21 protein-coding genes and 1 pseudogene are annotated in these 25,653 nt (G+C 72.6%); 10 read left to right on the forward strand and 12 right to left on the reverse strand.

The genetic code is table 11. The annotated features are described in order from the left end of the window. Positions 1-149: 149 nt before the first annotated feature. Positions 150-272 (forward strand): hypothetical protein, encoded by a 123-nt coding sequence (locus ADK64_RS48360; protein ID WP_267888531.1) that lies wholly within the window; start codon positions 150-152, stop codon positions 270-272. 11 nt (positions 273-283) lie between these two features. Here the strand turns inward: ADK64_RS48360 and ADK64_RS08035 are convergent. From ADK64_RS08035 to ADK64_RS08045, 3 genes and pseudogenes are all read right to left on the reverse strand, one after another. Continuing rightward, a pseudogene (locus ADK64_RS08035) lies at positions 284-631 on the reverse strand (family 43 glycosylhydrolase); the annotation flags it as partial. A 119-nt stretch (positions 632-750) separates the two neighbouring features. After that, the gene (locus ADK64_RS08040; RefSeq protein WP_053656731.1) at positions 751-1,404 is read right to left on the reverse strand and encodes a DUF4360 domain-containing protein; all 654 of its coding nucleotides are present in this window, start codon (positions 1,402-1,404) and stop codon (positions 751-753) included. Between the two features lie 265 nt (positions 1,405-1,669). Then, on the reverse strand, positions 1,670-2,128 hold the full coding sequence (locus ADK64_RS08045; protein WP_053656513.1) for an RrF2 family transcriptional regulator: 459 nt from the start codon (positions 2,126-2,128) through the stop codon (positions 1,670-1,672). Between the two features lie 76 nt (positions 2,129-2,204). On the opposite strand from ADK64_RS08045, the gene ADK64_RS08050 reads away from it, so the two are divergent. Further along, positions 2,205-5,162: a glycoside hydrolase family 35 protein gene (locus ADK64_RS08050; RefSeq protein WP_053656516.1), complete on the forward strand. Its 2,958-nt coding sequence runs from the start codon at positions 2,205-2,207 to the stop codon at positions 5,160-5,162. Here ADK64_RS08050 and ADK64_RS08055 read toward each other — a convergent pair. The 4 genes from ADK64_RS08055 to ADK64_RS08070 all read right to left on the reverse strand — a co-directional run bounded on the left by ADK64_RS08055 (position 5,149) and on the right by ADK64_RS08070 (position 10,064). Next, on the reverse strand, positions 5,149-6,663 hold the full coding sequence (locus ADK64_RS08055) for an alpha-N-arabinofuranosidase (RefSeq protein ID WP_053656518.1): 1,515 nt from the start codon (positions 6,661-6,663) through the stop codon (positions 5,149-5,151). The genes ADK64_RS08050 and ADK64_RS08055 overlap by 14 nt on opposite strands. 238 nt (positions 6,664-6,901) lie before the next feature. Beyond that, the gene (locus ADK64_RS08060; protein WP_053656520.1) at positions 6,902-7,771 is read right to left on the reverse strand and encodes a carbohydrate ABC transporter permease; all 870 of its coding nucleotides are present in this window, start codon (positions 7,769-7,771) and stop codon (positions 6,902-6,904) included. Continuing rightward, the gene (locus tag ADK64_RS08065) at positions 7,768-8,712 is read right to left on the reverse strand and encodes a carbohydrate ABC transporter permease (protein WP_053656522.1); all 945 of its coding nucleotides are present in this window, start codon (positions 8,710-8,712) and stop codon (positions 7,768-7,770) included. The genes ADK64_RS08060 and ADK64_RS08065 overlap by 4 nt, the downstream gene beginning before the upstream one ends. Further along, on the reverse strand, positions 8,709-10,064 hold the full coding sequence (locus ADK64_RS08070) for an extracellular solute-binding protein (RefSeq protein ID WP_053656524.1): 1,356 nt from the start codon (positions 10,062-10,064) through the stop codon (positions 8,709-8,711). Before ADK64_RS08070 ends, ADK64_RS08065 begins: the two co-directional genes overlap by 4 nt. A 238-nt stretch (positions 10,065-10,302) precedes the next feature. Between ADK64_RS08070 and ADK64_RS08075 the strand changes: the two genes are divergently transcribed. Both ADK64_RS08075 and ADK64_RS08080 read left to right on the forward strand, forming a co-directional pair. Beyond that, complete coding sequence (locus tag ADK64_RS08075; protein ID WP_199829530.1) at positions 10,303-10,944, forward strand: toxin-antitoxin system, toxin component family protein; 642 nt, start codon at positions 10,303-10,305, stop codon at positions 10,942-10,944. After that, on the forward strand, positions 10,941-12,161 hold the full coding sequence (locus ADK64_RS08080) for an MAB_1171c family putative transporter (RefSeq protein WP_053656527.1): 1,221 nt from the start codon (positions 10,941-10,943) through the stop codon (positions 12,159-12,161). The genes ADK64_RS08075 and ADK64_RS08080 overlap by 4 nt, the downstream gene beginning before the upstream one ends. A gap of 3 nt (positions 12,162-12,164) precedes the next feature. Here the strand turns inward: ADK64_RS08080 and ADK64_RS08085 are convergent, their stop codons facing one another. Both ADK64_RS08085 and ADK64_RS08090 read right to left on the reverse strand, forming a co-directional pair. After that, positions 12,165-13,013, reverse strand: coding sequence for an SMP-30/gluconolactonase/LRE family protein (locus tag ADK64_RS08085; protein WP_053656529.1), 849 nt, complete (start codon positions 13,011-13,013; stop codon positions 12,165-12,167). After that, a complete protein-coding gene (locus ADK64_RS08090; protein WP_053656532.1) occupies positions 13,010-13,783 on the reverse strand; it encodes an IclR family transcriptional regulator in 774 nt (257 codons plus the stop codon). Before ADK64_RS08090 ends, ADK64_RS08085 begins: the two co-directional genes overlap by 4 nt. A 143-nt stretch (positions 13,784-13,926) precedes the next feature. Here ADK64_RS08090 and ADK64_RS08095 point away from each other — a divergent pair, with 143 nt between their 5' ends. Continuing rightward, positions 13,927-14,493 carry a hypothetical protein gene (locus tag ADK64_RS08095; protein ID WP_420712942.1) on the forward strand — a complete coding sequence of 189 codons (567 nt, stop codon included), beginning with the start codon at positions 13,927-13,929 and terminating at the stop codon, positions 14,491-14,493. Position 14,494: 1 nt separating this feature from the next. Here ADK64_RS08095 and ADK64_RS08100 read toward each other — a convergent pair whose 3' ends face one another. Next, positions 14,495-15,325 carry an oxidoreductase gene (locus ADK64_RS08100; RefSeq protein ID WP_053656536.1) on the reverse strand — a complete coding sequence of 277 codons (831 nt, stop codon included), beginning with the start codon at positions 15,323-15,325 and terminating at the stop codon, positions 14,495-14,497. Positions 15,326-15,423: 98 nt separating this feature from the next. Here ADK64_RS08100 and ADK64_RS08105 point away from each other — a divergent pair, with 98 nt between their 5' ends. Then, positions 15,424-16,329 (forward strand): LysR family transcriptional regulator, encoded by a 906-nt coding sequence (locus ADK64_RS08105; protein WP_053656538.1) that lies wholly within the window; start codon positions 15,424-15,426, stop codon positions 16,327-16,329. On the opposite strand, the gene ADK64_RS08110 is transcribed toward ADK64_RS08105, so the two are convergent. After that, positions 16,326-17,201, reverse strand: coding sequence for an ATP-grasp domain-containing protein (locus tag ADK64_RS08110; RefSeq protein ID WP_053656733.1), 876 nt, complete (start codon positions 17,199-17,201; stop codon positions 16,326-16,328). The genes ADK64_RS08105 and ADK64_RS08110 overlap by 4 nt on opposite strands. 184 nt (positions 17,202-17,385) lie before the next feature. On the opposite strand from ADK64_RS08110, the gene ADK64_RS08115 reads away from it, so the two are divergent. Beyond that, positions 17,386-18,834 (forward strand): acyl-CoA synthetase, encoded by a 1,449-nt coding sequence (locus ADK64_RS08115; protein WP_053656540.1) that lies wholly within the window; start codon positions 17,386-17,388, stop codon positions 18,832-18,834. Continuing rightward, on the forward strand, positions 18,827-20,239 hold the full coding sequence (locus ADK64_RS08120) for a carboxyl transferase domain-containing protein (RefSeq protein ID WP_199829531.1): 1,413 nt from the start codon (positions 18,827-18,829) through the stop codon (positions 20,237-20,239). Before ADK64_RS08115 ends, ADK64_RS08120 begins: the two co-directional genes overlap by 8 nt. Here ADK64_RS08120 and ADK64_RS08125 read toward each other — a convergent pair. Further along, on the reverse strand, positions 20,214-23,855 hold the full coding sequence (locus tag ADK64_RS08125) for a S8 family serine peptidase (protein ID WP_053656542.1): 3,642 nt from the start codon (positions 23,853-23,855) through the stop codon (positions 20,214-20,216). The two genes, ADK64_RS08120 and ADK64_RS08125, sit on opposite strands and share 26 nt — an antisense overlap. A 205-nt stretch (positions 23,856-24,060) precedes the next feature. Between ADK64_RS08125 and ADK64_RS08130 the strand changes: the two genes are divergently transcribed. Continuing rightward, complete coding sequence (locus tag ADK64_RS08130; protein WP_053656544.1) at positions 24,061-24,471, forward strand: CU044_2847 family protein; 411 nt, start codon at positions 24,061-24,063, stop codon at positions 24,469-24,471. Positions 24,472-24,615: 144 nt separating this feature from the next. Continuing rightward, a complete protein-coding gene (locus ADK64_RS08135) occupies positions 24,616-25,653 on the forward strand; it encodes a rod shape-determining protein (RefSeq protein WP_053656546.1) in 1,038 nt (345 codons plus the stop codon).

The raw sequence follows: 25,653 nt of genomic DNA on the forward strand, positions 1-25,653 counted from the left end.
CGCCGGCGCCGCTGCCGCCCCCCACCCCCCTGCCGGCACCGGCGCCCGCCCCCGTGCCCCCCCCCATACCGGCCCCCCCCCCCGCGTTCGCCCCCACTCCCCCCGGCGTCCCGGCGCGCGGCGGCCTGACGGCGGCCCAGGTACGCGGCATGACGGCCCCGGGCACCCCCGCCCCGGCCCCCGCCACCGGCCTGACCCCGGCCCCGGCGACGGGCTGGCCGAACGCGCAGAGCTGGCCGAACGCGGCGGGGACGGGGCAGGCGGCGGGGTAGAGGCCCCCGGTCTAATGGGCCACCGGCCAACCCGTCGACCAGTTCAGCAGGTTGATGCCGAGCTTCGGGGTGCCGTTGTCGTCGCCGTCGTAGTAGTGGTAGACGATCAGGTCGCCGTCGGTGTCGTTCATGACGGACTGGCCGCCGGGTCCGATGACGCTGCCGTGGGACTCCAGCACCGGCGTCCCGCCGCTGTTCATCAGCGCGACGCCGCTCTTGTCGTAGTACGGCCCGGTGACGGAGGCGGCCCGGCCGACCTTCACCTTGTACGTCGAGCTGGTGCCCTGGCAGCAGACGTCGTAGGAGGCGAAGAGGTAGTAGTAGCCGCCCCGCTTGACGAGGTACGGCGCCTCGACCGCCAAGTCGAACGGACCGTAGAATCGAATGGTTTGCGAGTCAACAGTTCTCGCACGAGCCGCCCGCCTCCTCCGCATGCCGGACGAGAAGCGGGCGGCCCACGGCCACTGATCAGTCTCGGTCAGCTGCTCGGGCACTCCTTCCACGCCATGTGGTACACGGTGCTGATGTCCCCGTCGGTCGAGTCCATCGTCATGAAGCTGACCTTGTCCGGGGCCTGGGTCCCGGCGTTCACTCTCAGCTCGGTGTTGATGTTGAAGTTGCGCAGCACCCCGCAGGGCGCCCAGACCAGTTGGGCCACGTCGGTGCTGTCGGTGGCCTCCCAGTTGTCGTCGTAGGTGCCGTTGAAGGGGTGGGTCTTGGGCACGGTCTGCGAGGAGCCCTGGAAGTAGTACGAGGCCTTCTGCGTGGCCGTGGCGCCGGGCTGCAAGGACAGGAAGCCCCGGTAGTCCGCGCTGGCGATGGCGTAGGTGAAGCCCTGCGGGACGTGGACCACGAGATTGAGCTGGCAGTTCTTGCGGAAGGCCGTGGGGTCGGAGTTGCCGCCGGCCTGGGCCAGATAGGAGCTGTAGGTGACCGTGAAGGCGGTGTTGTCCGGGGCCACGGCCACGGCGGCCGTACCTTCCGGGCACCCCGAGCCGTTCACCGTCGCCACGTCGATGACGATCTTGTCCGGGGGCGGGTTGTCGAACACGCCCGAGGCGGGCGCGTGGACAGGCAGTGCGGTGGTGAGCAGAGCGGCTACGGCGCCGCCCAGCAGGAGTCCACCAGCCATGGTCTCTCCCATGCAGTCGAGTGGGGGGTTGCGCCTCCGGTCCGTTCGTTCTGTTCGCTCTGTTCGTTGAGCCTTGAAGGAACTGTGTGGGACCTGTGAAGGGCGGGAGGCGTTGGAATCGTAGGAAGCCACGCTCCGGCCCGGCAGAGCGAACTCCGGCCATTCACATCCGGGCGTTCACACCGCACTTCCGTCAACTCGGCGTGTGCGTATCCGCCTCCCCATGTCCAGCGAGGTCGCGCGGTTCCGCGTTCCGGCCGGGAGCTCACGGGTTCTCCCAGGCCGCCGGTTCCGCCGCCAGCGCCCGGACGGGCTCCGGCAGGGTGTCCGCCGCGAGGTCGGCGATCGTGACGCCCTCCAGGATGCGGCGGACGTTCGCGCGCAGGGCGATCCAGAGGGGCAGGAGGGGCTGGGCCGTGCCCGTGTAGGTCAGGCCCGTCGGGCGTTCGCCGCGTACCGAGACGATCGGGCCGTCGACCGCCCGGATGACGTCCGCCACAGTGATCGCCGTCGACTCCCGCGCCAGCCGGTAGCCGCCGCCCCCGCCGCGCCTGCTCTCCACGATTCCGGCGCGTCGCAGATCGCCCAGGATGCCTTCCAGGAACTTGTGCGGGATGTCCTGTACGGCGGCGATTTCCTCTGCCTTCACTGGACCGTTACCCTGCCGTACGGCCAACTCCAGCACCGCCCGTACCGCGTAGTCCGCCCGCGCCGAGATCCTCATGGATTCCATTGTGGGGCGTCGCTGTGTGGACAATGGCCACGCCCGCGCCCCGTAAGATCGCCCGGGAGGATCCACCTTGGCGCTCAGCAGACGTACTTTCAGTGCCCTGGCCGGCTCGGCCGCGCTCGGGCTCGGTCTCGGCGGCAGCGGCGGCTCCGGCGCGCCCTCGGCGTTCGCGGCGCGCGGCAGTGTGCCGACCGGGCCGTCCCCGCTGCCGCCCCGGGTCGACGGCGAGCAGCACACCATCGGCTACGACCGGTACTCACTGCTCGTGGACGGCAGACGGCTCGTCGTCTGGTCCGGCGAGTTCCATCCCTTCCGGCTGCCGAGTCCGTCGCTGTGGCGGGACGTGCTCCAGAAGATGCGGGCCCACGGCTACAACGCGGTGAGCATCTACGTCGCCTGGAACTACCACTCCCCCGCGCCGGGTACCTACGACTTCACCGGTGTCCGGGACCTCGGCCTCTTCCTGCGCATGGCCGCCGAGACGGGGCTGTACGTCATCCTGCGGCCCGGCCCGTACATCAACGCCGAAGTGGACGGCGGCGGCTTCCCCGGCTGGCTGACGACGACGCGGGGCACCGCCCGGACCGACGACCCGACCTATCTGTCGTACGTCGACGAGTGGTTCACCCAGGTCAACCGGATCGCCCGCAAGCATCTCCTCACCCAGGGCACCGGCACGGTCCTGCTCTACCAGATCGAGAACGAGTACGACGCCCACGCCGGTGACGCCACCGGCCGCCGGTACATGTCCCACCTGTACAAGAAGGTGCGGGCCGACGGAATCGACGTCCCCCTCTTCCACAACGACAAGGGCCGCAACGGCTACTGGGCGCCCGGGTCGTTCGACACCGGTGGCGAGCGGGGCGGCTGGCTGTACGGGTTCGACGGGTATCCCCCGCCCGGGCGGACCCCGCCCGACTGGGGGTCCTTCGGGCCCGGCGGGGCGAAGGGCGGGGCCAGTGCCTCGCCGTCGACGCCCGGGTTCGTGCCCGAGTTCGGCGGGGGCTGGTTCGACCCGTGGGGCGGGGCGCCCTTCGACGGCAAGGGGTACGCCGAGTCGCGGCGCACCCGGGACGCGGCCTATGAGCGGCGGTTCTATCTGACCAACCTCGCCAACGGGCTCACCCTCCACAACGTGTACATGACCTTCGGCGGCACCTCGTGGGGCTGGCTGCCCGCGCCCGTCGTCTACACATCGTACGACTACGGGGCCGCCATCGACGAGGCCCGCAACGTCACCGACAAGATCGCGCCGATGCACCAGCTCGGCCATCTGCTCCAGCGCGTGCCCGACTTCGCCAAGCTGGACCGGGCGGCGGAGGTGACGGCCAAGGGGCTGAAGGTCTACCACCTGACCAACCCGGACACCGGTCTGCACGTCTACGTCGCCCGCAACGACGGCACGGCCCCGGTCACCACCGACCTGCCCACCGAGGCCGGCCGGCTGCGGATCACCGTGCCCGGCGAGGACGCCCGGCTGCTGACGACCGGGCTGAAGCTCGGCCGGCGGACGCTGAAGTACTCCACCGCCGAGCCCGTCTTCTGTCTCACGGCCGGCCGGCAGGACATCGCCCTGTTCTCGGGGCGCAGCGGCGACATGGCCGAGCTGGTGCTGACGAGCCCGGACGAGCCGGACGTGATGCGCCTGGACCCGGAGGCCGCCTGGGTCTACGACGGCGACGAACTGCGGGTGACCACCCCCCTCGGCCAGGGCGGGCTGACCCGCGTGCTGGTGACGGGGGGCGGCAGCGAGAACCCGCTGGTGCTGCTCCTCGGCGACGACGCCACCGCCGTACGCCTCTTCCCGTACGACACCCCGTCCGGGACCGTGCTCGTGTACGGCCCCTCGCTGCTGCGCCACGCCGAGCTGCGCGGTTCCGAGCTCCACTTGACCGGCGACATCACCGAGACGACGTCCATGGAGGTGTGGGGCCCGCGCGGGATCGACACCCTGGTGTGGAACGGGCGCACCCTGCCCACCCGGATGCCCCTGTCCGGCAGCCTGATGACCACCGGTCTGCTGCCGGCCGTGCCCGAGGTGCGGCTGCCGGAGCTGGGCGGCTGGCGGATGCGGACCGAGAACCCGGAGGCCGGGCCCGGTTTCGACGACTCGGGCTGGAAGATCGCGGACCGTACGAAGTCCTTCAGCACCACGCCCGTCCCCGACGGGCAGCCGGTCCTGTTCGCCGACGACTACGGCTTCCACTACGGGGACGTCTGGTACCGGGGCACCTTCACCGACTCCACCGCTCTGGAGGAGTTGTCCCTCGCCTACAGCACCGGCACCCAGGGGCTGTTGATGGCCTGGCTGGACGGCGAGCCGCTGGGCACCCACCGGATGCCGGTACCGGACAAGAACAGGACCGCCCGGCAAGGGAGTTGGGAGGCGACGGCCGCCTTCCCGGTGCGTGAGGCGCTGCGCTCGCCCGGCCGGCACGTGCTGTCCGTACTCGTCCGGCGTATGCAGCACGACCAGGACGGCAAGGGGCTCGACACGCACAAGGCGGCGCGCGGGCTGACGGCGGTCTCCTTCAAGGGGGCCGCGCCGAAGGTGAGGTGGCGGATCCAGGGCGCGGCGGCCCCCGACCCCGTGCGCGGGCCGATGAACAACGGCGGCCTGTACGGCGAGCGGACGGGCTGGCATCTGCCCGGGTTCCGGGACCACGACTGGGAGCCGGTGGTCTTCCCCCGCACCGCCCGGTACCAGGGCGTGACCTGGTACCGGACGACCTTCCGGCTGTCGGTGCCGGCCGACATCGACGCGTCGATCGGGCTGACCCTGGAGGACGACCAGTACCGGGCCTACCGGGCGCAGATCTTCCTCAACGGCTGGAACATGGGCCAGTACATCAACAACGTCGGCCCGCAGCACACCTTCGTCCTGCCGAACGGCGTGCTGCGCACCCGGGGCACCAACACCCTCGCGCTGGCGGTCCTCTCGGAGTTCACCACGCTGTCGGGGCCGGGCAAGGTGGGCCTGACGTTGCTCGGCAGGGCAACGGGCGGGCTGCCGGTCACGCCAGCCTGATCACGTTCCAGGACAGCGGCTCCAGTACGGCGGTGAGGGCGCCGTCCGCCACGGCGGTGCCCTCGACCGGGTGCGGGGCGACCCGCTCGGGCTCGTCCAGGGTGTTGCGGGCGTCGGGGTCGGCGTCCGCGAGCGCGCTGTGCTCGGTGACCGTCGTCAACTCCAGCCCGTTGAGGGCGACTTCGAGGGGCAGGGCGTCGGTGCGGCTGCGGTTGACGGCGAACACGGTGACCGTGCCGTCGGCCGCGCGCACGGCCGTGGCGTGCAGCAGGTCCGTCTCGCCGTACTTCTTCGTCCGGTACGCCGGCGAGTCCACCCGCACGTCGAGCACCTCGCCCCGGCCGTACCGCGAGGCCTGCGCGAACGGGAAGAACGTCGTCTGCCGCCAGGCCGGACCGCCCGGTTCGGTCATGATCGGGGCGATCACGTTGACCAGCTGGGCGAGGCAGGCGACGGTGACGCGGTCGGCGTGCCGGAGCAGCGCGATGAGCAGGGAGCCGAAGACGACCGCGTCGGTGACGCTGTAGTTGTCCTCCAGCAGACGGGGCGCCTCGGGCCAGTCGGACTGGTCGAGGGTCTTGGCGTACTCCTCCCAGCGGGACAGGTACCAGACGTTCCACTCGTCGAAGGAGAGGTTGATCTTCTTCTTGGACTTCAGCCGCGCGCCCACGTGGTCGGCCGTCGCGACCACGTTCTCGATGAAGGACTCCATGTCGACGGCCGAGGCGAGGAAGGAGTCGACATCGCCGTCCACGGGCTCGTAGTAGGCGTGCAGCGAGATGTGGTCGACCAGGTCGTACGTCTCCTGGAGGACCGTCGCCTCCCACGCGGCGAACGTGGGCATGGCCTGGCTGGAGGAGCCGCAGACGACCAGTTCGACGGCGGGGTCCGCCTGGCGCATGGCCCGTGCGGTCTCGGCGGCGAGCCGGCCGTATTCCCGTGCCGTCTTGTGGCCCGTCTGCCAGGGGCCGTCCATCTCGTTGCCGAGGCACCACAGCCTGATCCCGAAGGGATCCTCGTCGCCGTGGGCCGCGCGGAGCTCCGCGAGGGCCGTGCCGGAGGGGTGGTTGGCGTATTCCTGGAGTTCGAGGGCTTCTGCCACGCCCCTCGTGCCGAGGTTCACGGCCATCATGGGCTCGGTCTGCGGGCCGACCTTCTTCAGGAACGCGATGTACTCGGAGAGGCCGAAGCGGTTCGTCTCGGTCGAGTGCCAGGCCAGGTCCAGGCGGCGGGGGCGGTCCCCGGCCGGGCCCACGGAGTCCTCCCACTGGTAGCCGGAGACGAAGTTGCCACCGGGGTAGCGGATCGCTGTGACGCCGAGTTCGCGCACGAGGTCGAGGACGTCGGTGCGCAGTCCGGCCTCGTCCGCCGTCGGGTGGTCCGGTTCGTGGATGCCGGTGTAGACGCAGCGGCCGAGGTGTTCGACGAAGGAGCCGAAGAGGCGGGGGTTCACCCGGCCGACGGTGAACGCGGGGTCGAGGGTGAAGCGGGCGGTGTGCATGGGCGCCTTCCTGGGTGGTGTGCTGGGGTTTCGTCGGCGGGTGCGGGTGCGCGGTCGTTTGCGCGCCCACGCGGCGGAGCCGCGTATCGATACGGCCCCGTGCCCCCTGGGTCAGTGGGGACCAGTTGGCTTTCCGGTGCGGCTCGTTCGGCCCTGGCTCCGGGGTGCCGTTGTCCGTTGCGCGGTGCGGACCGCCGCCGGTCTGGTGCGCTTCAGCTGCGCTGCTCCTTCTCGCGAGTTACTGCCCCGCGAGGCCGGTGTGGGCGACACCCGCCACGATCTGGCGCTGGAAGAAGACGAAGACGACGATCAGCGGCAGGCCCGCCATCAGGCCGCCGGCCATGAGCTGGGCCCATTGGATGCCGTAGGAGTTCATGACGGTCGCGATGCCGTTCGGCATGGTCATCAGGTCGGGGTTGGTGGTCACCATGTAGGGCCACAGGAAGTTGTTCCAGGAGGCGATGAAGGTGAAGATGCCGACCGCCGCCAGCGAAGGCCTCGCGAGCGGGACGACGATCGTGAAGAAGACCCGCCAGCGGCCGGCGCCGTCGATGAACGCGGCCTCCTCCAGTTCGCGCGGGATGCCCTGGAAGAACTTGTAGAGGATGTAGACCATCGCGGCGGGCGCGCACTGCGGCAGGATCATCCCCCAGTAGGTGTCGACCATGCCCATCTGCTGGACCGTGGTGAACAGGGGTACGCCCAGGACCGCCGGGGAGACCATCAGGCCCGCCATCACCACGCCCATCAGGACGCCCTTGCCGCGGAACTCGGTGCGGGCGAAGCCGTATCCGGCGAGCGCGCTCACCTGCAGGACGATCGACGTCACGCAGACCGAGACGACCAGGGAGTTCACGAACCAGTCGGTGATGTCGCCGCTGTCGAGGAGGGCCTTCCAGGCCTGGCCCGTCCAGTGCTCCGGCAGCCAGTGCGGCGGCACCTCGACCGCCTCGGTCTCCGACTTGAGGGAGGTGAACAGGGCCCAGAGGAGCGGGGCGAGGAAGACGAGGCAGACGGCCGTGCCCAGGAGGGTGAGGACGATCTGGCCGGGGGTCCAGGCGGACCGCGGCCTGGGGGGCTCGGCCCGTGCCGGGGTGACGGTCGTCATCGGGCGGCCTCCTCGGTGCGGTTGCGCAGCAGCCACGTCCTCGCGAGGGCAACGACCGCGATGATCACGAAGAAGATGACGGAGATCGCGGAGGCGTAGCCCACGCGGTAGCTGGTGAAGCCCTCTTCGAGGGCGTACTGGACGAAGGTGCGGGTGGAGTTCTCGGGGCCGGGTCCGAAGTCCATCATCACGACGGCCTGGTCGAAGACCTGGAGCGAGGCGAGGATCTGCAGGGCGATGACGAGTCCGGTGATGTTGCGCAGCATCGGCAGGGTGATGTGGACCATGCGGTGCCAGGCGTTCGCGCCGTCCAGCTTCGCGGCCTCGTAGAGGTGCCCGGGGATGGACTGGAGCGCGGCGAGGTAGAGCAGGAAGCTGAAGCCGACCGTCCACCACAGGGTCTCGATGACGATGGCGAGCATCGCGTACGACTTGTCGGTCAGCCAGGCCGTGTCGCTGCCGAAGACGTAGTTGATCATTCCCGTGCCGGGGTTGAACAGCCACTGCCACAGGTTGCCCGCGACGGTGGAGGGCAGCAGGAACGGGACGAAGAAGCACAGCCGCCAGAGCCATTTCCCGCGCTCGATGTGGTGGGCGAGCATCGCGAGGAGGAAGGCGAGGACCGTGATGCAGGGCACGACCAGCAGCGTGAAGTACGCGCTGTGGCCGAGGGCGTCCCACATCAGCGGGTCCCCCAGGGCCTCGCGGTAGTTGTCCAGGCCGATGAAGCCCTCGCCCCGGCCGGTGATGTTGGCGTCCGTGAAGCTGAGGTAGACGCCGCGCAGCAGCGGCCAGATCACGAAGAGCGTGAAGAGGAGGAGGAAGGGCGCCACGAACCAGCCGCCGTGCTGGAAGCCCTGTCCGCGGCGGACGGCGGCGCCGGGTGCGGCGCTCCTCGTGCGGGCCGGGGCGATGACGGTCCGGGTGCTCGCGGTCGTCATGCGGCCGTACCTCCCTGCGCGGCGGTCCTGCCGTCCATGGGGTTCTTCATCGCGAGCAGCGTGGCCAGCTCGCTCTTCATCCGGCGGGCCGCCGCGTCGGGTCGCGCGGAGCCCATGGTCGAGGAGACGACGATGGGGCCGACGCGCTGGGCGAGGATGCCGGTGGAGCCCGCGAACCACACCTTCGGCTCGTTGGCCTGGTGGTCCATGGCCGACACGTACTCGTTCTGCGGGTACAGCTTCTTGTACGCGGGCGTGGACAGGGTCGGCGTGTAGGCGGGGACGTGGCCGCCGGCCGCCCACTGCCGGGCGTGGGTGACGACGTAGGCGGCGAGCCGGTGGGCGGCCTCGTCGGTGGCGCCGCCGCGCTCGGACTGGTGCGGCAGGACGAAGGAGTGCGACTCGGCGTGGGTGGCCGGCTTGCCGAAGACGGGCGGCAGCGGGATGGCGCCGTAGTCGAGCTTCGCGGCGGAGTAGACCGGCACCGACCAGTTGCCCTCCCAGGCGAAGGGGGCGCCGTTGATGAACTGTTCGGCGCCGACGGAGCCCATGGCCGGGTCGGCGTATCCGTCGGTGACGTGCCGGCGCAGGAACTCCAGGACCTGGCCGGCCCTGTCGGTGTCGAAGGTGACCTCGGTCCTGGCGTCGTCGAACCAGGTGCCGCCGAGCTGGGTGTAGAAGGCGACGAAGAACCACCACTGGAAGTTCTGGTCATTGATCCACAGTCCGATGGTCTGCAGGCCCTTCCTGGTGGCCTTCCTGGCCTCCTTGAGCACGCCGAACCAGTCGTCGGCCGACGTGACCGGGACGATCCTGTCGTCGGCGCCGAGCAGCCCCGCCTTCTTCAGCACGTCCTTGCGGTAGAAGCAGAGCTGGACGTGGACGTCGAGCGGGAGGCCGTAGAGCTTGCCGTCGGCGATGCCGCGCTGCCACAGCCCGGGGTTGTAGTCCTGCTCCCGCAGGCCGTACTCGGCCAGCAGGCCGACGTCCCAGGCGTCCAGGAGGCGGCCGGGCGCGAAGCCCGCGACGCGGCCGATGTGCATCACGCCGAGGTCCGGTGCGTGGTTCCCGGCGGCTGCCATGGCGAGCTTGGTGTAGAAGGGGTTGCCCCACTGGAGGGTCGAGTCCTTCACCTCGATGTCCGGGTGCGCCTGACGGAAGGCGTCCAGCATCGCGATCATGTTGTAGCCGTCGCCGCCGCTGAAGAGGTTCCAGTAGCGCACGCGGGTGCGCGCGGTGGAGGCGAGCGCGTCGGCGCCGGTGCCGAGCGCGGCGAAGCCGAAGCTTCCGGCCACGGCCAGGCCACCCGCCGCTGTGAGGAGTTGCCTGCGATTCAGGCCAGGTCGTCCCATTCCCCGCCCTCACTGTCCGAAGTCTGGTCGGTAGTCCGCTCAGATTGTTCGATATTTCGACACATGCTCGTAACTTCGAACGGGACCGTAGGTTCGAAGCTCTTCCGCGTCAATGGGTCGGACACAAGCTCATGGGTCGTTCTGGCGTGAACCACGGTCGTCGGATCGCATGACGCGAACACATCCGGGCGCGTACGCTCGTGACCGGCCGCACACCGGCGATGGGAAAGGGGAGGCGATGGGCATCGCGGGCGCGCGTGGGCGGCTGGCACGCCTGGCCGCACGACTGCGACCTTCCCGACCGCCCTCTCGCCCGGCCTCGGCGATGCGCCTGCTGGCCCGCGACCTCGCCGACGCGGTCCGCGCCCGGCCGCAGACTCCGGACGGGGTACGGGAGTTGTGCCGGGCGCTGTGCGAGGAGATGAGCGTGCGGCGTGGCGGGCGACGGGTGGAGCTGCGCTTCGAGCGCTTCCCGGACGAGCTCCAAGTGACCGGCCTGTGGGTGGAGTTCGCCGACTTCGACCTGGTGATCGTGGAGGAGCGGGCCGAGTCCGTGCAGCAACTGGTGATCCTCGGCCATGAGTTGTGGCATCTGCATGCCGGGCACCGGCATCACCACATGGCCGGCGACGCGGCGGCCCGCGCGCTGGCCGACACGCCCGGCTGGCGGGAGACGGCGCTCACGGTGGCCGCCCGCAACGGCTCCCGGGAGACCGACGAGGCCGAGGCCGACGACTTCGGGCACCGGCTGGCCACGCTGTTCCGCGGCCGGCTCTCCGGTGCCCGCACCACGCATCCGGACCCCGTCCAGCGTGCCCTCGGCTATCACGGACGCGAGCGGGCGAACCGGGCGGGCGAGAAGAGGGACGCCGCACGGTGAGACAGCTGGCGCTCGACCCCTCGGCGTTCCTCGGCGAGTTCTACATCTCCTTCTGGATCCCCACCACGGTGCTCACCGCCGCACTGGTGCTCAAGCTGCCCACGATCATCCGGCTGTGGCGGGACCCGCTGCTGCGCGCGGTCGGCGGGCTGCTGCTGCTCGCCAGCGCGGTGTTCGTGTTCTGCTCGCCGTCCACGATCCACCGCATGAACGTGGTGACCGGGGTGCCCAACATCTCGGCACCCTGGTGCTATTCGCTCATCACCGCGATGTCCGCGTCCGGGCTGCTGCTGATCGTGACGTGGCGCAACGGCCTGGCCGACCGCTCGGCCGCGACCCGGCGGACGATGCGCCGGGTGGTCTCGGCGTACTCCGGGGTGATCGTCGCGCTGTGGGCGCTGTTCCTGCTGGCGGACGCGCCGGTGGAGCGGGTACGGGACCTCGACACGTACTACGCCGACACGCCGTTCATGCGCGAGGAGATCCTGCTGTACCTCTTCGCGCACGCCGCGGCCTGTCTGGTCGCCTCACGGCTCATCTGGAACTGGGCGCACAGCGAGGGCCTGGACGCCCTGCTGCGCTGGGGGCTGAAGCTGCTGGGCGCCGGATACGCGCTCAACCTGGTCTTCAGCGCGGCCAAGCTGACCGCCATCGGCGCGCGCTGGTCCGGGCACGATCTGGACTGGCTGAGCACGAACCTCGCCCCGCCGGTCGCCTCGCTCTCGGCGATCCTGGTCGCGGCCGGCTTCATCCTCCCGCACGCCGGGCAGTACCTGCACGACCGCTGGCGCGTCCGCGCCGCCCACCGCGAACTGCGCCCGCTGTACCGGGTGATGCGCGGCGCGAGCGGCGACAGCGTGCCGTTCATGCTCCGCGCCACACCGGAACTGCGTCTGACCCGCCGCGAGACGTTCGTCCGCGACGTCCTGCTCCCGCTGACCCGCTACATCGACACCGACCTGACCGGAAGGTCGTACGACGCCGCGCTCGCCCTGGGGCATCCCCCTGAGCGGGCGCGGGCGTTGGCGGCGGCGGTGAGCATCCTGGACGCGATCGAGGCCCGCGGCCGCACGTCCGACCCGGCCGACTGCGAGACCGGCCCGGACCCGACGAGCCTCCTGCGTGAAATCGCCCCGACCTCGCGTGCGCTGCGCAGGCCGGAGGAGGTGGAGGCGGTGCGGGTACGGGCGGGGGATCGCGTGCCGGTGCCGGAGTGACGGTCAGCCTGCGAACGCCGGTTGGGCCAGGCCCTGTCCCGCCCCGGGAACCACCAGTACCGAACCGGACACAGGGTGCGGAGCCGGCAGGCCGACCCGCGCTGTCGTGATGTACAGATCGGTCAGCCCGGCGCCGCCGAAGGCGCAGGCCGTGGTGCGCGGGGCGGGCACGGTGATCACTCGGTCCAGCGCGCCGTCGGGCGTGTAGCGGCGTACCGCTCCCCCGTCCCACAGGGCCACCCACACGCAGCCCTCCGCGTCCACCGTCAGGCCGTCCGGAAAGCCCGCGCCCTCCTCGATCTCCACCAGCGTCCGCCGTGCGCCCGCCCGCCCGCCGTCGAAGTCGAAGACGTCCACCCGGCGGGTCGGGGTGTCGGCGTAGTACATCAGGCGGCCGTCCGGGCTCCAGCCCGTGCCGTTGCTGACCGTGACGTCGCGGAGAACCGTCTCCGCCGTACCGTCGCCCGTCAGGCGCGTCAGCGTGCCGCCCCCCGCCGCCTCGTCGTAGCGCATCGTGCCCGCCCACAGCGATCCGTCGGGAGCCACGGCCGCGTCGTTCGCGCGGCGGCCCGGCACCGGCTCGCGGCGCAGCCAGCGGAAGCTGTCGTCGGGGTCCAGCAGGCCCACGCCGTCCCGGAGGTTGAGCACCAGGCCCCCGCCGGCCCGCGGCTTGGCCGCGCCCACGTGCTGCTCCGTCGTGCGCACCGTACGCCGGCCCGTCGCCGGGTCGTACGTGTGCACCCGCATGCCCAGGATGTCCAGCCAGATCAGGCGTCCGGTCGCCGGGTCCCAGGTCGGGCCCTCGCCGAGCGTCGCCTGCGCCCGGACCGCGACCTCGTACCCGCCGCTCACTGACCGCTCCGGTGGCCCAGCCGCTCGGACAGGTCCGCCGCGCCCTTCACCGCCAGCTGCTCCAGCTCCGCCCGGCGCGCCTCGCTCCAGCGGATCATCGGGACCGAGATGGACAGTGCGGCGACCACCTGGCCCGCGCGGTCGCGCACCGGGGCCGCCACGCAGCTGACGTCCGGGTTGGACTCGCGGCTCTCCACCGCGATCCCCCGCTGCCGGATCTCCGCCAGCGCCTCGCGCAGCGCGGCGGGGTCGGTGATGCTGTTCGGCGTCATCGCGGTCAGCTCGGCGTCGTCCGGGACGCGCGCGGTCAGCTCCTGCTCCGGCAGTGAGGCCAGCAGCATCTTGCCCACGGAGGTGCAGTGCGCGGGCAGCCGGCGGCCCGCGGCCGACACCATGCGTACCGCGTGCGTGGAGTCGACCTTGGCGATGTAGATGACGTCGGCGCCCTCGAGGATCGCCACGTGGACCGTCTCGTCGCAGGTCTCGGCGACCGAGCGGGCCACCTGCTGCCCCTCGGCGGCGAGGTCGAGCTGCTCGGCGTAGCGGCTGCCGAGCTGGTAGGGACGGACCCCGAGCCGGTAGCGTCCGGGCTGTCCCGGAACGGGCACGATGTACGAGCGTGCGGCGAGCGTGGTGACCAGCTCGTGCACGGTGGTGCGCGGCAGTTGGAGCTTGCGCACGATGTCGGGGGCGGAGAGCGTACCGTCCCCGTCGAGGAACAGCTCAAGAATGTCGAGAGCCCGGGTCACGGCAGGCACGAGGCGTCCCACGTCCGGCCCCCTCCCTTGGGTCTAAGCGCCCGTTCGAGACCCCGGCACCGTGGCGTTCGAGATATCAACAGGCGATCGGCATGACGAACACAGGCTAGTCATGGGGAGGTGCGCGGGCAATGGCCCGGAGCACGCCGGGCACCATGGAGGATATGTACGTCGACTTCCAGCTGGTGCTGCTGCGCCGTATGGCCGACCACAACCCCGGCCTGGTCGAGGACGCCCGCCGCGCCCTGGGCGCGTCGGTCACGGACCTGCGGGAGGCGAACAAGCGCTGGCAGGCGATGGTCCGCTCGCCCCGCTCCCGGTCCGCCGCCGCCCGGTACCGCTCCGTTCTCGGCGAACCCGAGTCCGTCCTCGTGCGCCGCCTCGGGGACGTCGACTGCGAGGCCCGGCGCTGGGCCCTGCCCCTCTGGCCCGACCTGCGCTTCGAGGTGCTGGTCTCCCCCGACGGCGCGGTCTGGAACGAGTGGCTCGTCCGCGCGCCGGGCGCCCCGGCGCCGACTCTGGAGACCCTCGACGACCTCGTTCCCTGGTCCTGCACGGTGGACGAGGCCGCCCGCGCCTTCGCCCCGGCCCGCCCCCTGGAGGGCACGGCCCCCACCCGCTGGGGCCTCGCCTTCACCGCCCCCGACCGGGACGGCGTACGCCGCGAGGTGGTCACGGAGTTCACCTGGGGGCTGCTCCAGCGGACGGCCGTACGCGCTTAGCTCAGGCGTCGAAGGCCGTCGCCCGTGTCCGCTTCTCCCAGGCCTGGATGTCCTCGCGGACCTGGTCGAGGTGGCCGAGGATCGCGCCGACCGCGTCGTCGCCGAGCGGCAGCCGCAGCGGGGTGTGTTCCGCCTGCAGCGCGGCCAGGACGAGGTGCGCCGCCTTGGCCGGGTCGCCGGGCTGGGTGCCGTGGCCGCCGGCCACCGCGCCGCGCGTCTCGCCGGCCTTGGCGTAGATCCCGCTGTCGGCGCTGACCCCGGCCCGGCCGGTGCCGAACAGCGCGGTCCGGAAGGCGCCCGGCTCCACGATCAGCACCTTGATCCCGTACTCGGCGACCTCGTCCGCGAGCGCCTCGGAGATGCCCTCCAGCGCGAACTTCGTTCCGCTGTACGCGCCGAAGCCCGCGAAGGACAGCTGCCCGCCCATGCTGCTCATCTGCACGATCGCGCCCGAGCGCCGCTCCCGCATGTGCGGCAGCACCGCCCGCACCAGCGCCGTGGGACCGAAGACATGCAGGTCGAACAGGTCGCGCAGCTCCGCGTCCGTGGTCTCCTCGACAGCCCCGACATGGGTGCGGCCCGCGTTGTTGACCAGCACGTCGATCCGCCCGTGCCGGGCCACGACATCCCGTACCGCCTCCTCGATCGCGGCGGTGTCCGTCACGTCCAGCCGGAGCGCCTCGACCTGGTCGGGGTGGGCGGCGACCAGGTCCGCCAGGGCCTCGGGGCGGCGGGCCGCGCCGACCACCACGTCGCCGGCGGCGACGGCCGCCTCGGTGATCTCCCGCCCGAACCCGCTGCTCGCCCCGGTGACCAGCCATACCTCGTTCATCGCAACTCCCCGTGGATCTCGGTGGGTCCTTCTGACACGGACCAGCCTGCTGCCCGACGCGGTTGCCCGTCCAAGACCCGTGGTGATAACCAACGGCTATGACGACGGACGTCCACGGACGGGACCTGCGCTACTTCGTCGCGGTCGCCGAGGAGCTGCACTTCACGCGCGCGGCCGAGCGGCTGTACCTCTCCCAGCCCGCGCTGAGCAAGCAGATCCGGGCACTGGAGCGGCAGTTGGGGACGGAGCTGCTGCGGCGCGACCGGCACGGGGTGGCGCTGACGGCGGCCGGTGCGGCACTGCTGCCGCACGCCCGGCAGGTGCTGGCCGCGTGGGAGGCGGGCGCGGCGGCCGTGGAGGCGGCCAAGGCGGCCCAGCGCAGCACGCTCGTGGTGGGCATGAGCACCAGCCCGGGCCGGGGCGGTCTGCTGCCGGCCGTCCGCTCCCGGTTCACCGCCGCCCACCCCGAGGTCACGGTCCGGCTGCGGCAGCTGAGCTGGGACGATCCGACGGCGGGCCTGGCGGACGGGGAGACGGACGTCGCCTTCGTCTGGCTGCCGCTGCCCGACGAGGAGCGCTACGCCTGGACGGTGGTCGCCGAGGAGCCACGGCTGCTGGCCCTGCCCGAGGGACACCCGCTGGCCGACCGGGCGGAGCTGGACTTCTCCGACCTCCTGGACGAGCCCTTTCTCGCCCTGCCCGAGAGCGCGGGCCGGCTGCGCGACCACTGGCTCGCCCGGGACGCCCGGGCCGGCCGGCCGCCCCGGATCGGTGCGGAGATCTCCGGGGCGGAGGAGACGTACGAGGCGCTCGTCGCCGGCCTCGGCATCTGCCTGGTGGCCGAGGGCAACGCCCCGCTGATCAGCCTGGGCGGGGTCACCACCCGCCCGGTACGGGGCATCGGCCCGAGCCGCTACGCGCTGGCCTGGCGCCACGAGGACGAGCACCGGCCACTGGTACGGGCGTACGCCGAGGCGTGCCGGGCGACGGCGGAGGCACGCTAGTCGGTTTCGGCGGCCGCGAGGATCGCCTGCGCCACGCGCTGCGGCGAGCCGGGGTGCAGCCACAGGAACAGGTTCGGCTCCACCAGTTCCAGTTCCATCAGCCGGGGCGCGCCGTCCTCGCCGTCCACGAGGTCCACGCGCGCGTACAGCAGCCCGGGGGCACCGGGTACGGCCGCCAACGCCCGCTCCGCCACGGCGAGTTCGGCCTCCGTGGCCTGCCAGGGCGTCAGGTCGGGATGCGCCACCTTGTCGGCGTCGTACGGCGTACCGGGCGTCAGGACGGCACCCTTGCGACTGGCGTGCAGCGGCCGGCCGCCGAAGAACTGCAGGGCCCGTTCCCCGCTGACGTCGATGCCCCGGACGTACGGCTGCACCATCGCGGTGAACCCCTCGGCGTGCATCCGCGCGAGCTGTCGTACGGCCGTGTCGTGCTCGGCGGGGGTGTACCGGGCGGCGAACCGGGCCCCCGCGCCCGAGGTCGGCTTGATCACGTACTCGTGGCCGTCGGGCAGCTCGGCCGGCTCGCCCGGCGCGATGTACCACGTGGGCACGGTGGGCACACCGGCCGCGGCCAGCTCCCCGAGATAGCGCTTGTCCATGTTCCACCGCACCACGGACGCCGGATTGGCCAGCCGGGTCACCGCCCCGACCCGCTCCACCCAGGCCCCGAACTCGGCGGCCCGCCAGCTGTAGTCCCAGGTGGACCGGATGACGACCAGGTCGTACCCGCCCCAGTGCACCCCCGGATCGTCCCAGTACCGGGCCTCGGCCACGGCCCCGCGGTCCGCGAGCGCCCGCAGCAGCACCGGCAGATCGGCGTCCCAGTGCGGCGCGGCCCCCGGGTCGTAGGTGGCGAGTGCGATGCGGGGCACGGCGGACTCCCTGTCGTACGACGGTTCGATCACGGCGAGGCTAGCAACCGTCGCCGTCCGGCAGGGGGCGGATGAGCCGGGCGGCCCAGGGGTGCGGCTCGCGCCCGGTCCGAGCACGGTGGTGGGGACCAGGCTCCTGGGGTAGGAAGGGTGCCGACAGTGCCGACAGTTAGGAGTACGCCGCGTGTCCTCCCTCTTCCCCGCCCTGGCGGACGGCCCGGGCGAGCGGGTCGCCCTGCGCTTCGGCGAGCGGTCCTTGACGTACGGCGGGCTCGCGGGGGCCGCCGGTGCGGTCGCCGGGCGGCTGCGCGGGGCCGGCCGGGTCGCCGTGTGGGCCACCCCGGAGCTGGAGACCGCCGTCGCCGTGACGGGCGTACTGCTCGCCGGGGCCGCCGCCGTACCGCTGAACCCGAAGTCGGGCCAGAAGGAACTCGCGCACATCGTCTCCGACAGCGCGCCCGCTCTGGTGCTGGCCGCATCCGGCGCAGAACTCCCGGAAGCGCTGAGGGACTTGCCCCGTCTGGACGTGGATGTCTCCGCGGTCGGTCCCGGCCCCGAGGGGCAGGCCGGTGACGCGGACCCGGCCCTCGTCGTCTACACCTCCGGCACGACCGGCCCGCCCAAGGGTGCCGTCCTGCCCCGCCGGGCCCTCGCCGCCACCCTGGACGCGCTCGCCGACGCCTGGCAGTGGACGGCGGACGACGTGCTGGTGCACGGGCTGCCGCTGTTCCATGTGCACGGCCTCGTGCTCGGCATCCTGGGCCCGCTGCGGCGGGGCGGCAGCGTCCGGCACCTGGGCCGGTTCAGCGCCGAGGGCGTCACCCGGGAGCTGAACGACGGCGCGAGCATGCTGTTCGGGGTGCCGACGATGTACCACCGCATCGCCGAGGCCCTGCCGGACGACCCTGAGCTGGCCAAGGCGCTCGGGCGGGCCCGGCTGCTGGTGTCGGGCTCGGCCGCGCTGCCGGTGCACGACCACGAGCGGATCGCGGCGGCGACCGGGCGCCGGGTCATCGAGCGGTACGGCATGACGGAGACCCTGATGAACACCAGCGTCCGGGCCGACGGGGAGCCGCGCGCGGGCACCGTGGGCGTACCGCTGCCCGGCGTCGGACTGCGGCTCGTGGAGGAGGACGGCACGCCGATCACCGCGTACGACGGGGAGAGCGTCGGGGAGATCCAGGTGCGCGGGCCGAACCTGTTCACCGGGTATCTGAACCGGCCCGACGCCACGGCCGCCGCGTTCACCGCCGACGGCTGGTTCCGCACCGGCGACATGGCGGTGCGGGAGAGCGACGGGTATGTGCGGATCGTCGGGCGCAAGGCCACCGACCTGATCAAGAGCGGCGGTTACAAGATCGGGGCCGGGGAGATCGAGAACGCGCTGCTGGAGCACCCGGGCGTGCGGGAGGCCGCGGTCACCGGGGAGCCGGACCCGGACCTGGGCGAGCGGATCGTCGCCTGGATCGTCCCGGCGGATCCCCAATCCCCGCCCACGGTCGAGGAGCTGGCGGATCATGTGGCACGCCGGCTGGCCCCGCACAAGCGCCCCCGCGTCGTCCGCCACCTGACCGCGCTCCCCCGCAACGACATGGGCAAGATCATGAAGCGGGCACTGGTGGCCGATGCCTGAGCGGCGCTCGGCACGCCGGTTCCTGACCCTGGTGGCGGACTCGGGCAGCTTCCGCGAACTCCCTTGCCCACCGGGGGAGTCGCAGCCGGACGGCCCCCTCGCCTGGCAGGGCTACGACGCCTCGCGGGCCCGCGCCGCCGCACGCACCGGCGAGCAGGAGTCGGTCGTCTGCGGCACCGCGCGCGTCGACGGCACCCCGGCCGTGCTGATCGCCTTCGAGTTCGGCTTCCTCGGCGGTTCACTGGGCGAACGCACCGGGGACCGGCTGGAGGCGGCGTACGGCCACGCCCGCGCACACCGGCTGCCGGTCGTGCCGTTGGTCGCGACCGGCGGCAGCCGGATGCAGGAGGGCATGCTCGCGCTCACCCAACTCCAGCGCGTGGCCCGGCAGTCGGCACTCACCCGCGAGGCCGGGCTGCCCCAGATCGCGGTCCTGCGGGACCCGACGACCGGCGGCGGCTGGGCCACCCTCGGCGCGGGCGCGGACGTCGTCCTGGCCCTTCCCGGCGTTCAGGTGGGCTTCGCCGGCTCCCGGGTGCGCCCGCCGGACGCCGACCCGACGGCCTACACGGCGCAGTCCCAGGTCACGGCAGGCTCGGCGGACGCGGTGGTGGCACCGGCGGAGCTGAAGCGGGTACTGGGGGCGTGGCTGCGCCTGCTGACCGGGGGCGCGAGCGGACAGCGGGACCGGGCCGGCGACCGTGCCGCCACGGCACCCGCCCCCGTCCCGCACGCCCTGGGTGACAGCGTGCTGCCCGGCACCGGATGGGACGCCGTCCGGCGGGCCCGCTCGGCCGAACGGCCCCGCGCACAGGCCTACTTGGACGCCTACTTCACCCACCGCCTCGACATCGGCGGTGACCGGTGCGGCGGCGCGGACCCCGAGGGCATCCTGTGCGGGTTCGGCGAGCGGGACGGCCGTACGGTGGCCTACGCGGCGCAGACCGGGGCGGCGACCCGGCCCGCCGGGTACCGGACCGCCGCCCGCCTGATCCGGCTGGCGGACCGGCTGGCGATACCCGTGCTGACGCTGGTGGACACACCGGGCGCCGCGAACGACGCGGAGGCGGAGCGGGCGGGGGCCGGGCCGGCGATCGCGGAGGTGTTCGGGGCGGTGGCCGCCGCCCGCGTCCCGGTCACCACGCTCGTCATCGGCGAGGGCGGCTCCGGCGGCGCGCTCGCGCTGGCCGCGCCCGGCAACACCTGGGCCACGCCGGACAGTTACTTCTCGGTGATCGCCCCGGAGCTCGCGGCGGCCATCCTCAAACGCCCGCCGCGGGAGATCGAGGCGACCGCCGATCAGCTGCGCATCCGGCCGCAGGACCTGGTGGAGCTGGGGGTGGTCAGGGGGATCGTGGATCACCACCCCCAGCCGTGGGTCACCGCACCGCCACCGCCCGGATGATCTCCTGCGTCACCGAGCCCCCCTGGTCGTCGTGGGCCGAGGCCCGCAGCGAGAGGGACTTCGCGCCGCGCGGCACCGTCAGCGTGCCGCGCCAGGAGGCGTTCTTGCCGGTCAGCGAGACCGTCCGCCAGGTCGTGCCCTCGTCGTAGGACACCTCCAGCCGGCCCCCGCCCAGGGTCCCGGTGCCGGCGGCCTGCGCCACGTACGACGCGCCGAGCCCGACCGGGACGCGCTGTCCGCCGCGCACGGTGCCCGCGAGGTCGGTGTCGAGGTCGTAGGCGAGGTTGATCAGCGGCAGATAGGTCCAGTGGTCCTCCGGGGTGGCCGCCGACCGGAAGGTCCACTCGCTGTGCCCCTGGGTGGCGAGCTTCCAGCGGGCGGGGTCGAGCGCGGTGTCGGTGACGGCCTTGTAGGTGTGTGCGTCGGCCGGTGCGTCCCAGACGTAGGCGGCCGAGCTGGTTCCCTTGTCGACGAGGGCGCCGTCGAGGTAGACGGCGGTGGTCTGGCTCATGCCGCTGTCCGTGCTCCACACGTCGCCGAAGCCGGTGTGGTCGGGCCCGGAGTCGCCCCAGCCGGGGGTGTTCAACTGGATCTGGTTGCCGGCGCGTTGCTGCCCCCAGCCGAGCCCGGTGCCGAGCCAGGGGTGCCACACCGGCCGGAACCAGTCCAGCACCGGGTGCGTACCGCCCTCGTACCGCACCAGGCCGCTGCGCTCCTCCAGGGTGCCGTCGCCGATCGTGACGGACTCGTGCCACAGCTGGCCGGGGCCGGTGGAGACGTAGTCGGTGCGCTCGGCGGGCAGGGCGACGCGCTCCTGGAAGCCGAGGCCCACGGGGAAGGTGTCGGTGAGGGAGTAGCGGAACTCGCCGCCTGCCGTCGGCTCAGGCGCGTGGAACTTCACGTGGACGGCCGCGAGTTGACGCTTGCCCGGCGCGTAGGTGAGGTCGTGGTCCGGGATCGCGCCCCGGTGTCCCTCGGAAAGGTCGTACACGTACGGGGAGTCGGGCGTGCCGGTCATGTCGACCGTCCGCGCCGCGCGCAGCCGGGCCGCGTCCGCCGTGTTCACCGTGGCGATCTGCAGCGGCCGGTCGGTGTCGTCGGCGGTGCCCCACCAGGCCATCAGCCGGCCGGGCGCGTCGTCCGTGACGAACAGTGCCTTGGCGCCGGCGTCCTGCGCGGCCTGGGCGAGCGCGACCGGGTCGGCGCCGTCGGCGAGGTGCGCGAGCACCGCCTTGCCGGACACCCCGGTGAAGGGCCCGTCGCCGACGTCGGCCAGCGGCAGCCTGGTCCGGCCCCCGATCAGCGTGCCGCCGGCCTGGACGGTCGCCTCGCCGACGCCCTTGACCTCCAGCATGGGCTTGGCCAGCCGCCACACCGTCCGGTACTCGAAGGAGCCCTGGGTGACCTTCGCGGTGGGCGCGGCGAAGACGCTGTCGTAGGTGAGGGGCACCTGGACCGCGCCGAAGAGGTCGGCGCCGTTCGCCTTGCGGTCGTACTCCATGAGGAGCTGGTGCGTCTCGGTGCGCTGGTCGACGCGGGCCTTCAATTCGCGCAACCGGCGTCCGTCCAGGGTGACTTCCCGGTTGCGGTCGAGGGTGATCTCGGGTGCGGAGAGGAAGCCGAGGCCGAGGGAGTCGGCGCCGTGGCTGCCGTGCACGTCGAGGAAGGTGGACAGGGTGTAGGTGCCGGGCTGCAGGCGCAGCTGGAGGGTGCCGGAGTCACCGACGTGCGCGGGCTGGGCGTCCTCGCCCGCGGTCAGCCGCTGGACGGTGAGGTCGGCCGGTGCGGGCGTGCCGGAGCGGTCCTTGACGTGCACGGTGAGCGTGTACCGCTCCTCCTCCTTGACCAGCCCGAACGCGGTGTGCGCGACGGTGTTCCCGGACGGGTCCACGGCCACGATCTGCCCGCTGGTGTCGCCGACCTGCGCCTTGGATCCGTCGCCGGTGACCGTGGTGGCGGCGGTGCCGTGGGCGGGCACGGTGAGGGCGGGGTCGGCGAGGGTGGCGACACCGTCCGGGGCGCCCTGCACCGACAGCTTCAACCGGACGTCCGTGTCGGAGGAGTTGGTGTACGTCACGGTCCGGGTGACGGGCTTGTCGGCGTCGTACGGCCAACTGTAGAAGCCGAGGTCGGCGCTGCCGGTGGCGGTGACCTGAGCCCGCACGGCGTCGGGCACGCTCACCCGCCCCGCGCCCAGTGTGTAGGCGGACGCGTCCAGTTGCTTCGAGCTGGACATCAGCGCGTCCTTCAGCTGCGCGCCGGTCCAGTCGGGATGCTCCTGTGCGAGCAGGGCGGCCACCCCGGCGACGTGCGGGGTCGCCATCGACGTACCGCTCATGGTCGTGTAGTAGCCGCTGCCGGAAACCAGCTGGGAGCGGGCGGCGAGGATGTCGACGCCGGGGGCCGAGATGTCCGGCTTCAGGGCGTTGTCGCCGTACCGGGGGCCCGCGCTGGTGAAGTAGGCGGCCTGGTCGGCGGAGTCGACGGCGCCGACGGTGAGGGCCGCGTCGGCGGCGCCGGGCGAGCCGATGGAGGACGGGGCGCCGGTGTTGCCCGCGGCGACGACGAACAGCGCGCCGGTCTCCTTCGAGAGGGTGTTCACCGCCTCGGCCATCGGGTCGGTGCCGTCGCTGGCCTCGGTCGAGCCCAGGCTCATGGAGACGATCCGGGCGTGCACGTCCCGCGCGGCCCACTCCATGCCGGCGATGATCTGGGACTCGCTGCCCGAGCCCTGGTCGCTGAGCACCTTGCCGACCGCGAGGGTGGCGTCGGGCGCGACCCCCTTCTCCTTGCCGTCGGAGGCGGCCCCGCTGCCGCCGACGGTGGAGGTCACGTGCGTGCCGTGGCCGTTGCGGTCGGCGACCTCCTGCCCGTCGATGAAGCTCTTGGTCGTGGTGACCCGGTCCTTGAGGTCCGGGTGGCTCAGGTCGACCCCGGTGTCGAGGACGGCGACCGTGACGCCCTTGCCCGTGAGCCCCGCGTCCCAGGCGGTCTGCGTGCCGATCTGGGCGTTGCTCTCGGCCATGTCGGCCTTGACCCGCCCGTCGAGCCAGACCTTGGCGACGCCGTCGTGGTGTGTGAACGACCGCCAGAAGGCGCGCCCCTTGGCGGCCTCGACCGCGGCCCCGCCCAGACTGGGCAGGCCGCGCTCGCGCTCGGTACCGGCCGGGGCCGCGGCCCGCGCGCCCTTGCCGTAGGTCACGATCAGGGGCGTCGCACCGGCCTCGGCGTCGGTCAGCCCCTGCCGGATCAGCCCGCTCACGTCGAACAGCCGTCGGTCCAGCGTCCCGGCCCGCAGATACGGCAGCGCCTCGTCGGGTACGACGGTGATCCCGCCGTCGCTCTGCTGCGTGCGTACGGCCCCGGTCGCCCCCTCGGGCCGCTGCACGGTGACCGTCTTCTTCCCGTGCCCGAGGTCGGTGACGGTCACCTTGTCGCCGGTGACGAGCGTGACGGTGGTGGCCGCGCTCGGGCTGCTCCCGGTGTGCGCGGCGGGGTGCTGTGCCTGTTCCGGGGCCCGCTGGGCCGCCGCGGCCGCCGGGCCGACCGGGAGCAGGGCGCTCACCAGCCCCGCCGCCAGCAGTGCCGCCCCGCGTCTGACTGGTCCTCTGGTCATCCACGCCTCTTTCGTCGGGGGTGTCTGTCCGAGTGGCTCGTGTGCTGGGACGAGTGTCAGGTGCGTTGTGTTGCCACGGTGTTGACCGGTGCGGGCGGAAAGCCGCCGTGGCGGCAATCCGCCAACTGTCGTGGGAACCACGGACGTTGAGGCGGACATCTTCCTCCCCTCGGCCGACAATGAGGGAAAGGCATGAGGGGGACGGATGAGCAGACTGCTGGAGTTCACGACCGAGGACGGGGCCGTCGTCGTCATGGAGGCCACGGACCCTACGGGCGGGAACCTGCCGGTCGGGCGGGAGGACGGCACGCTGGAGCGGACCGCCCGCACCTTCGAGGGCGCCCTCGACGGCGTACGCGCCGCCGCCCAGTCGGCGCTGCGGGTCTTCCGGGACGGCAGCCTGCGCCCCGACTCGGTCGAGCTGGAGTTCGGCGTGAAGCTGACCGCGGAGGCCGGCGCGATCATCGCCAAGGGCGCGGCGGAGGGCCAGCTGGTGGTCCGCCTGGGATGGAAGGCACAGCCGGAGCCGACGACGGGGACGGCGGCCGCGCCGACGGCCCGGACAGCGGCCGCCGTGAGTGGGGAATCCGGGCCCGCGTCCACCACCGAGCGGTGAGCCGCGCCCGAAACCCCCCATTCAGCGGCACCCCACCCGGCCCCCTCCAGCAGGCGCCCGCCGCCGCGGCCCGCACAGGATGCAGTGTGAGAGGCCCGCCAACCGGCCGGGCGCCCCGAGGCCCGTGCATCCGGGAGGTTCGCCGTGACCGTCAGTCTGGAGCAGTTGCGCCGCTGCCACTTCGCCGTCGACCTGGGCGCGGCTCGCACCCGGGTGTACGTGAAGGGCGCCGGTCTCGTCGTCGACCAGCCTTCGGCGGCCGCCGTGAACACGCGTACCGGCGCGCTCATCGCCGTCGGCGAGTTCGCGGAGAGGATGACGGGGCGCACCCCGAGCTACATTCGGGTCGTCCGGCCCATCTCCGGTGGCACGGTGGTCGACATCGAGATGGCCCAGCGCATGCTGCGCCAGCTGCTCGGCGACAAGATGCGCCGGGCCCTGCGCCGTAATCTCCGGCTGCGCGCCGCGGCCTGCACCCCGCACGACACCGATCCGCTGGCCCAGCGGGCGACCATCGAGACGCTGGTCGGGCTGGGCGCGCGCCGGGTCGAGCTGGTGGACACGCTCATCGCCGCGGCCGTCGGCTGCGGACTGCCCGTCGAGCGCCCCGAAGCCACCATGATCATGGTGTGCGGGGCGGCCGCGACGCAGGTGGCCGTCCTCTCCCTCGGCTCCATCGTCACGGCCGAGCGGATCCCGGTGGGCGGCGAGGCGGTGGACCACGCGATCGTGCAGCACCTGCGGCACGAGCACGAGCTGATACTGCCGAGCCAGTCCGTACGACCGCTGCAACTGGCCCTGTCCGGCAACGGACTGACCTCGCAGGGCCCGGCCTCCACGGAGATCCACGGCCGGGACGTGGCCACCGGGCTCGCGCGCAGCGTGCAGGTCGACACCGCCGCCGTACGCGACGCGATCCAGACCCCGCTGACGGCCGTCCTGGACGGTATCGGCAAGGTGCTGCGCGGCTGCCCGCCCGACCTGGTGGCCGACCTCGCCGACCGCGGGATCATGATGGTCGGCGGCTCCGCGCTGCTGCCCGGCTTCGACCAGATGCTGCGGCAGGCGACCAGGATGCCGGTGCACATCGCCGAGCGGCCCGACATCTGCGCGGCCCAGGGCATCGGCGCGATGCTGGAGGGCCGGATCGAGCCGCTGGTGCTGAACCCGCTGGCCGCCTGA

Origin of the sequence: Streptomyces sp. MMG1121 (assembly GCF_001280015.1) — a bacterium.
GTDB lineage: Bacteria > Actinomycetota > Actinomycetes > Streptomycetales > Streptomycetaceae > Streptomyces.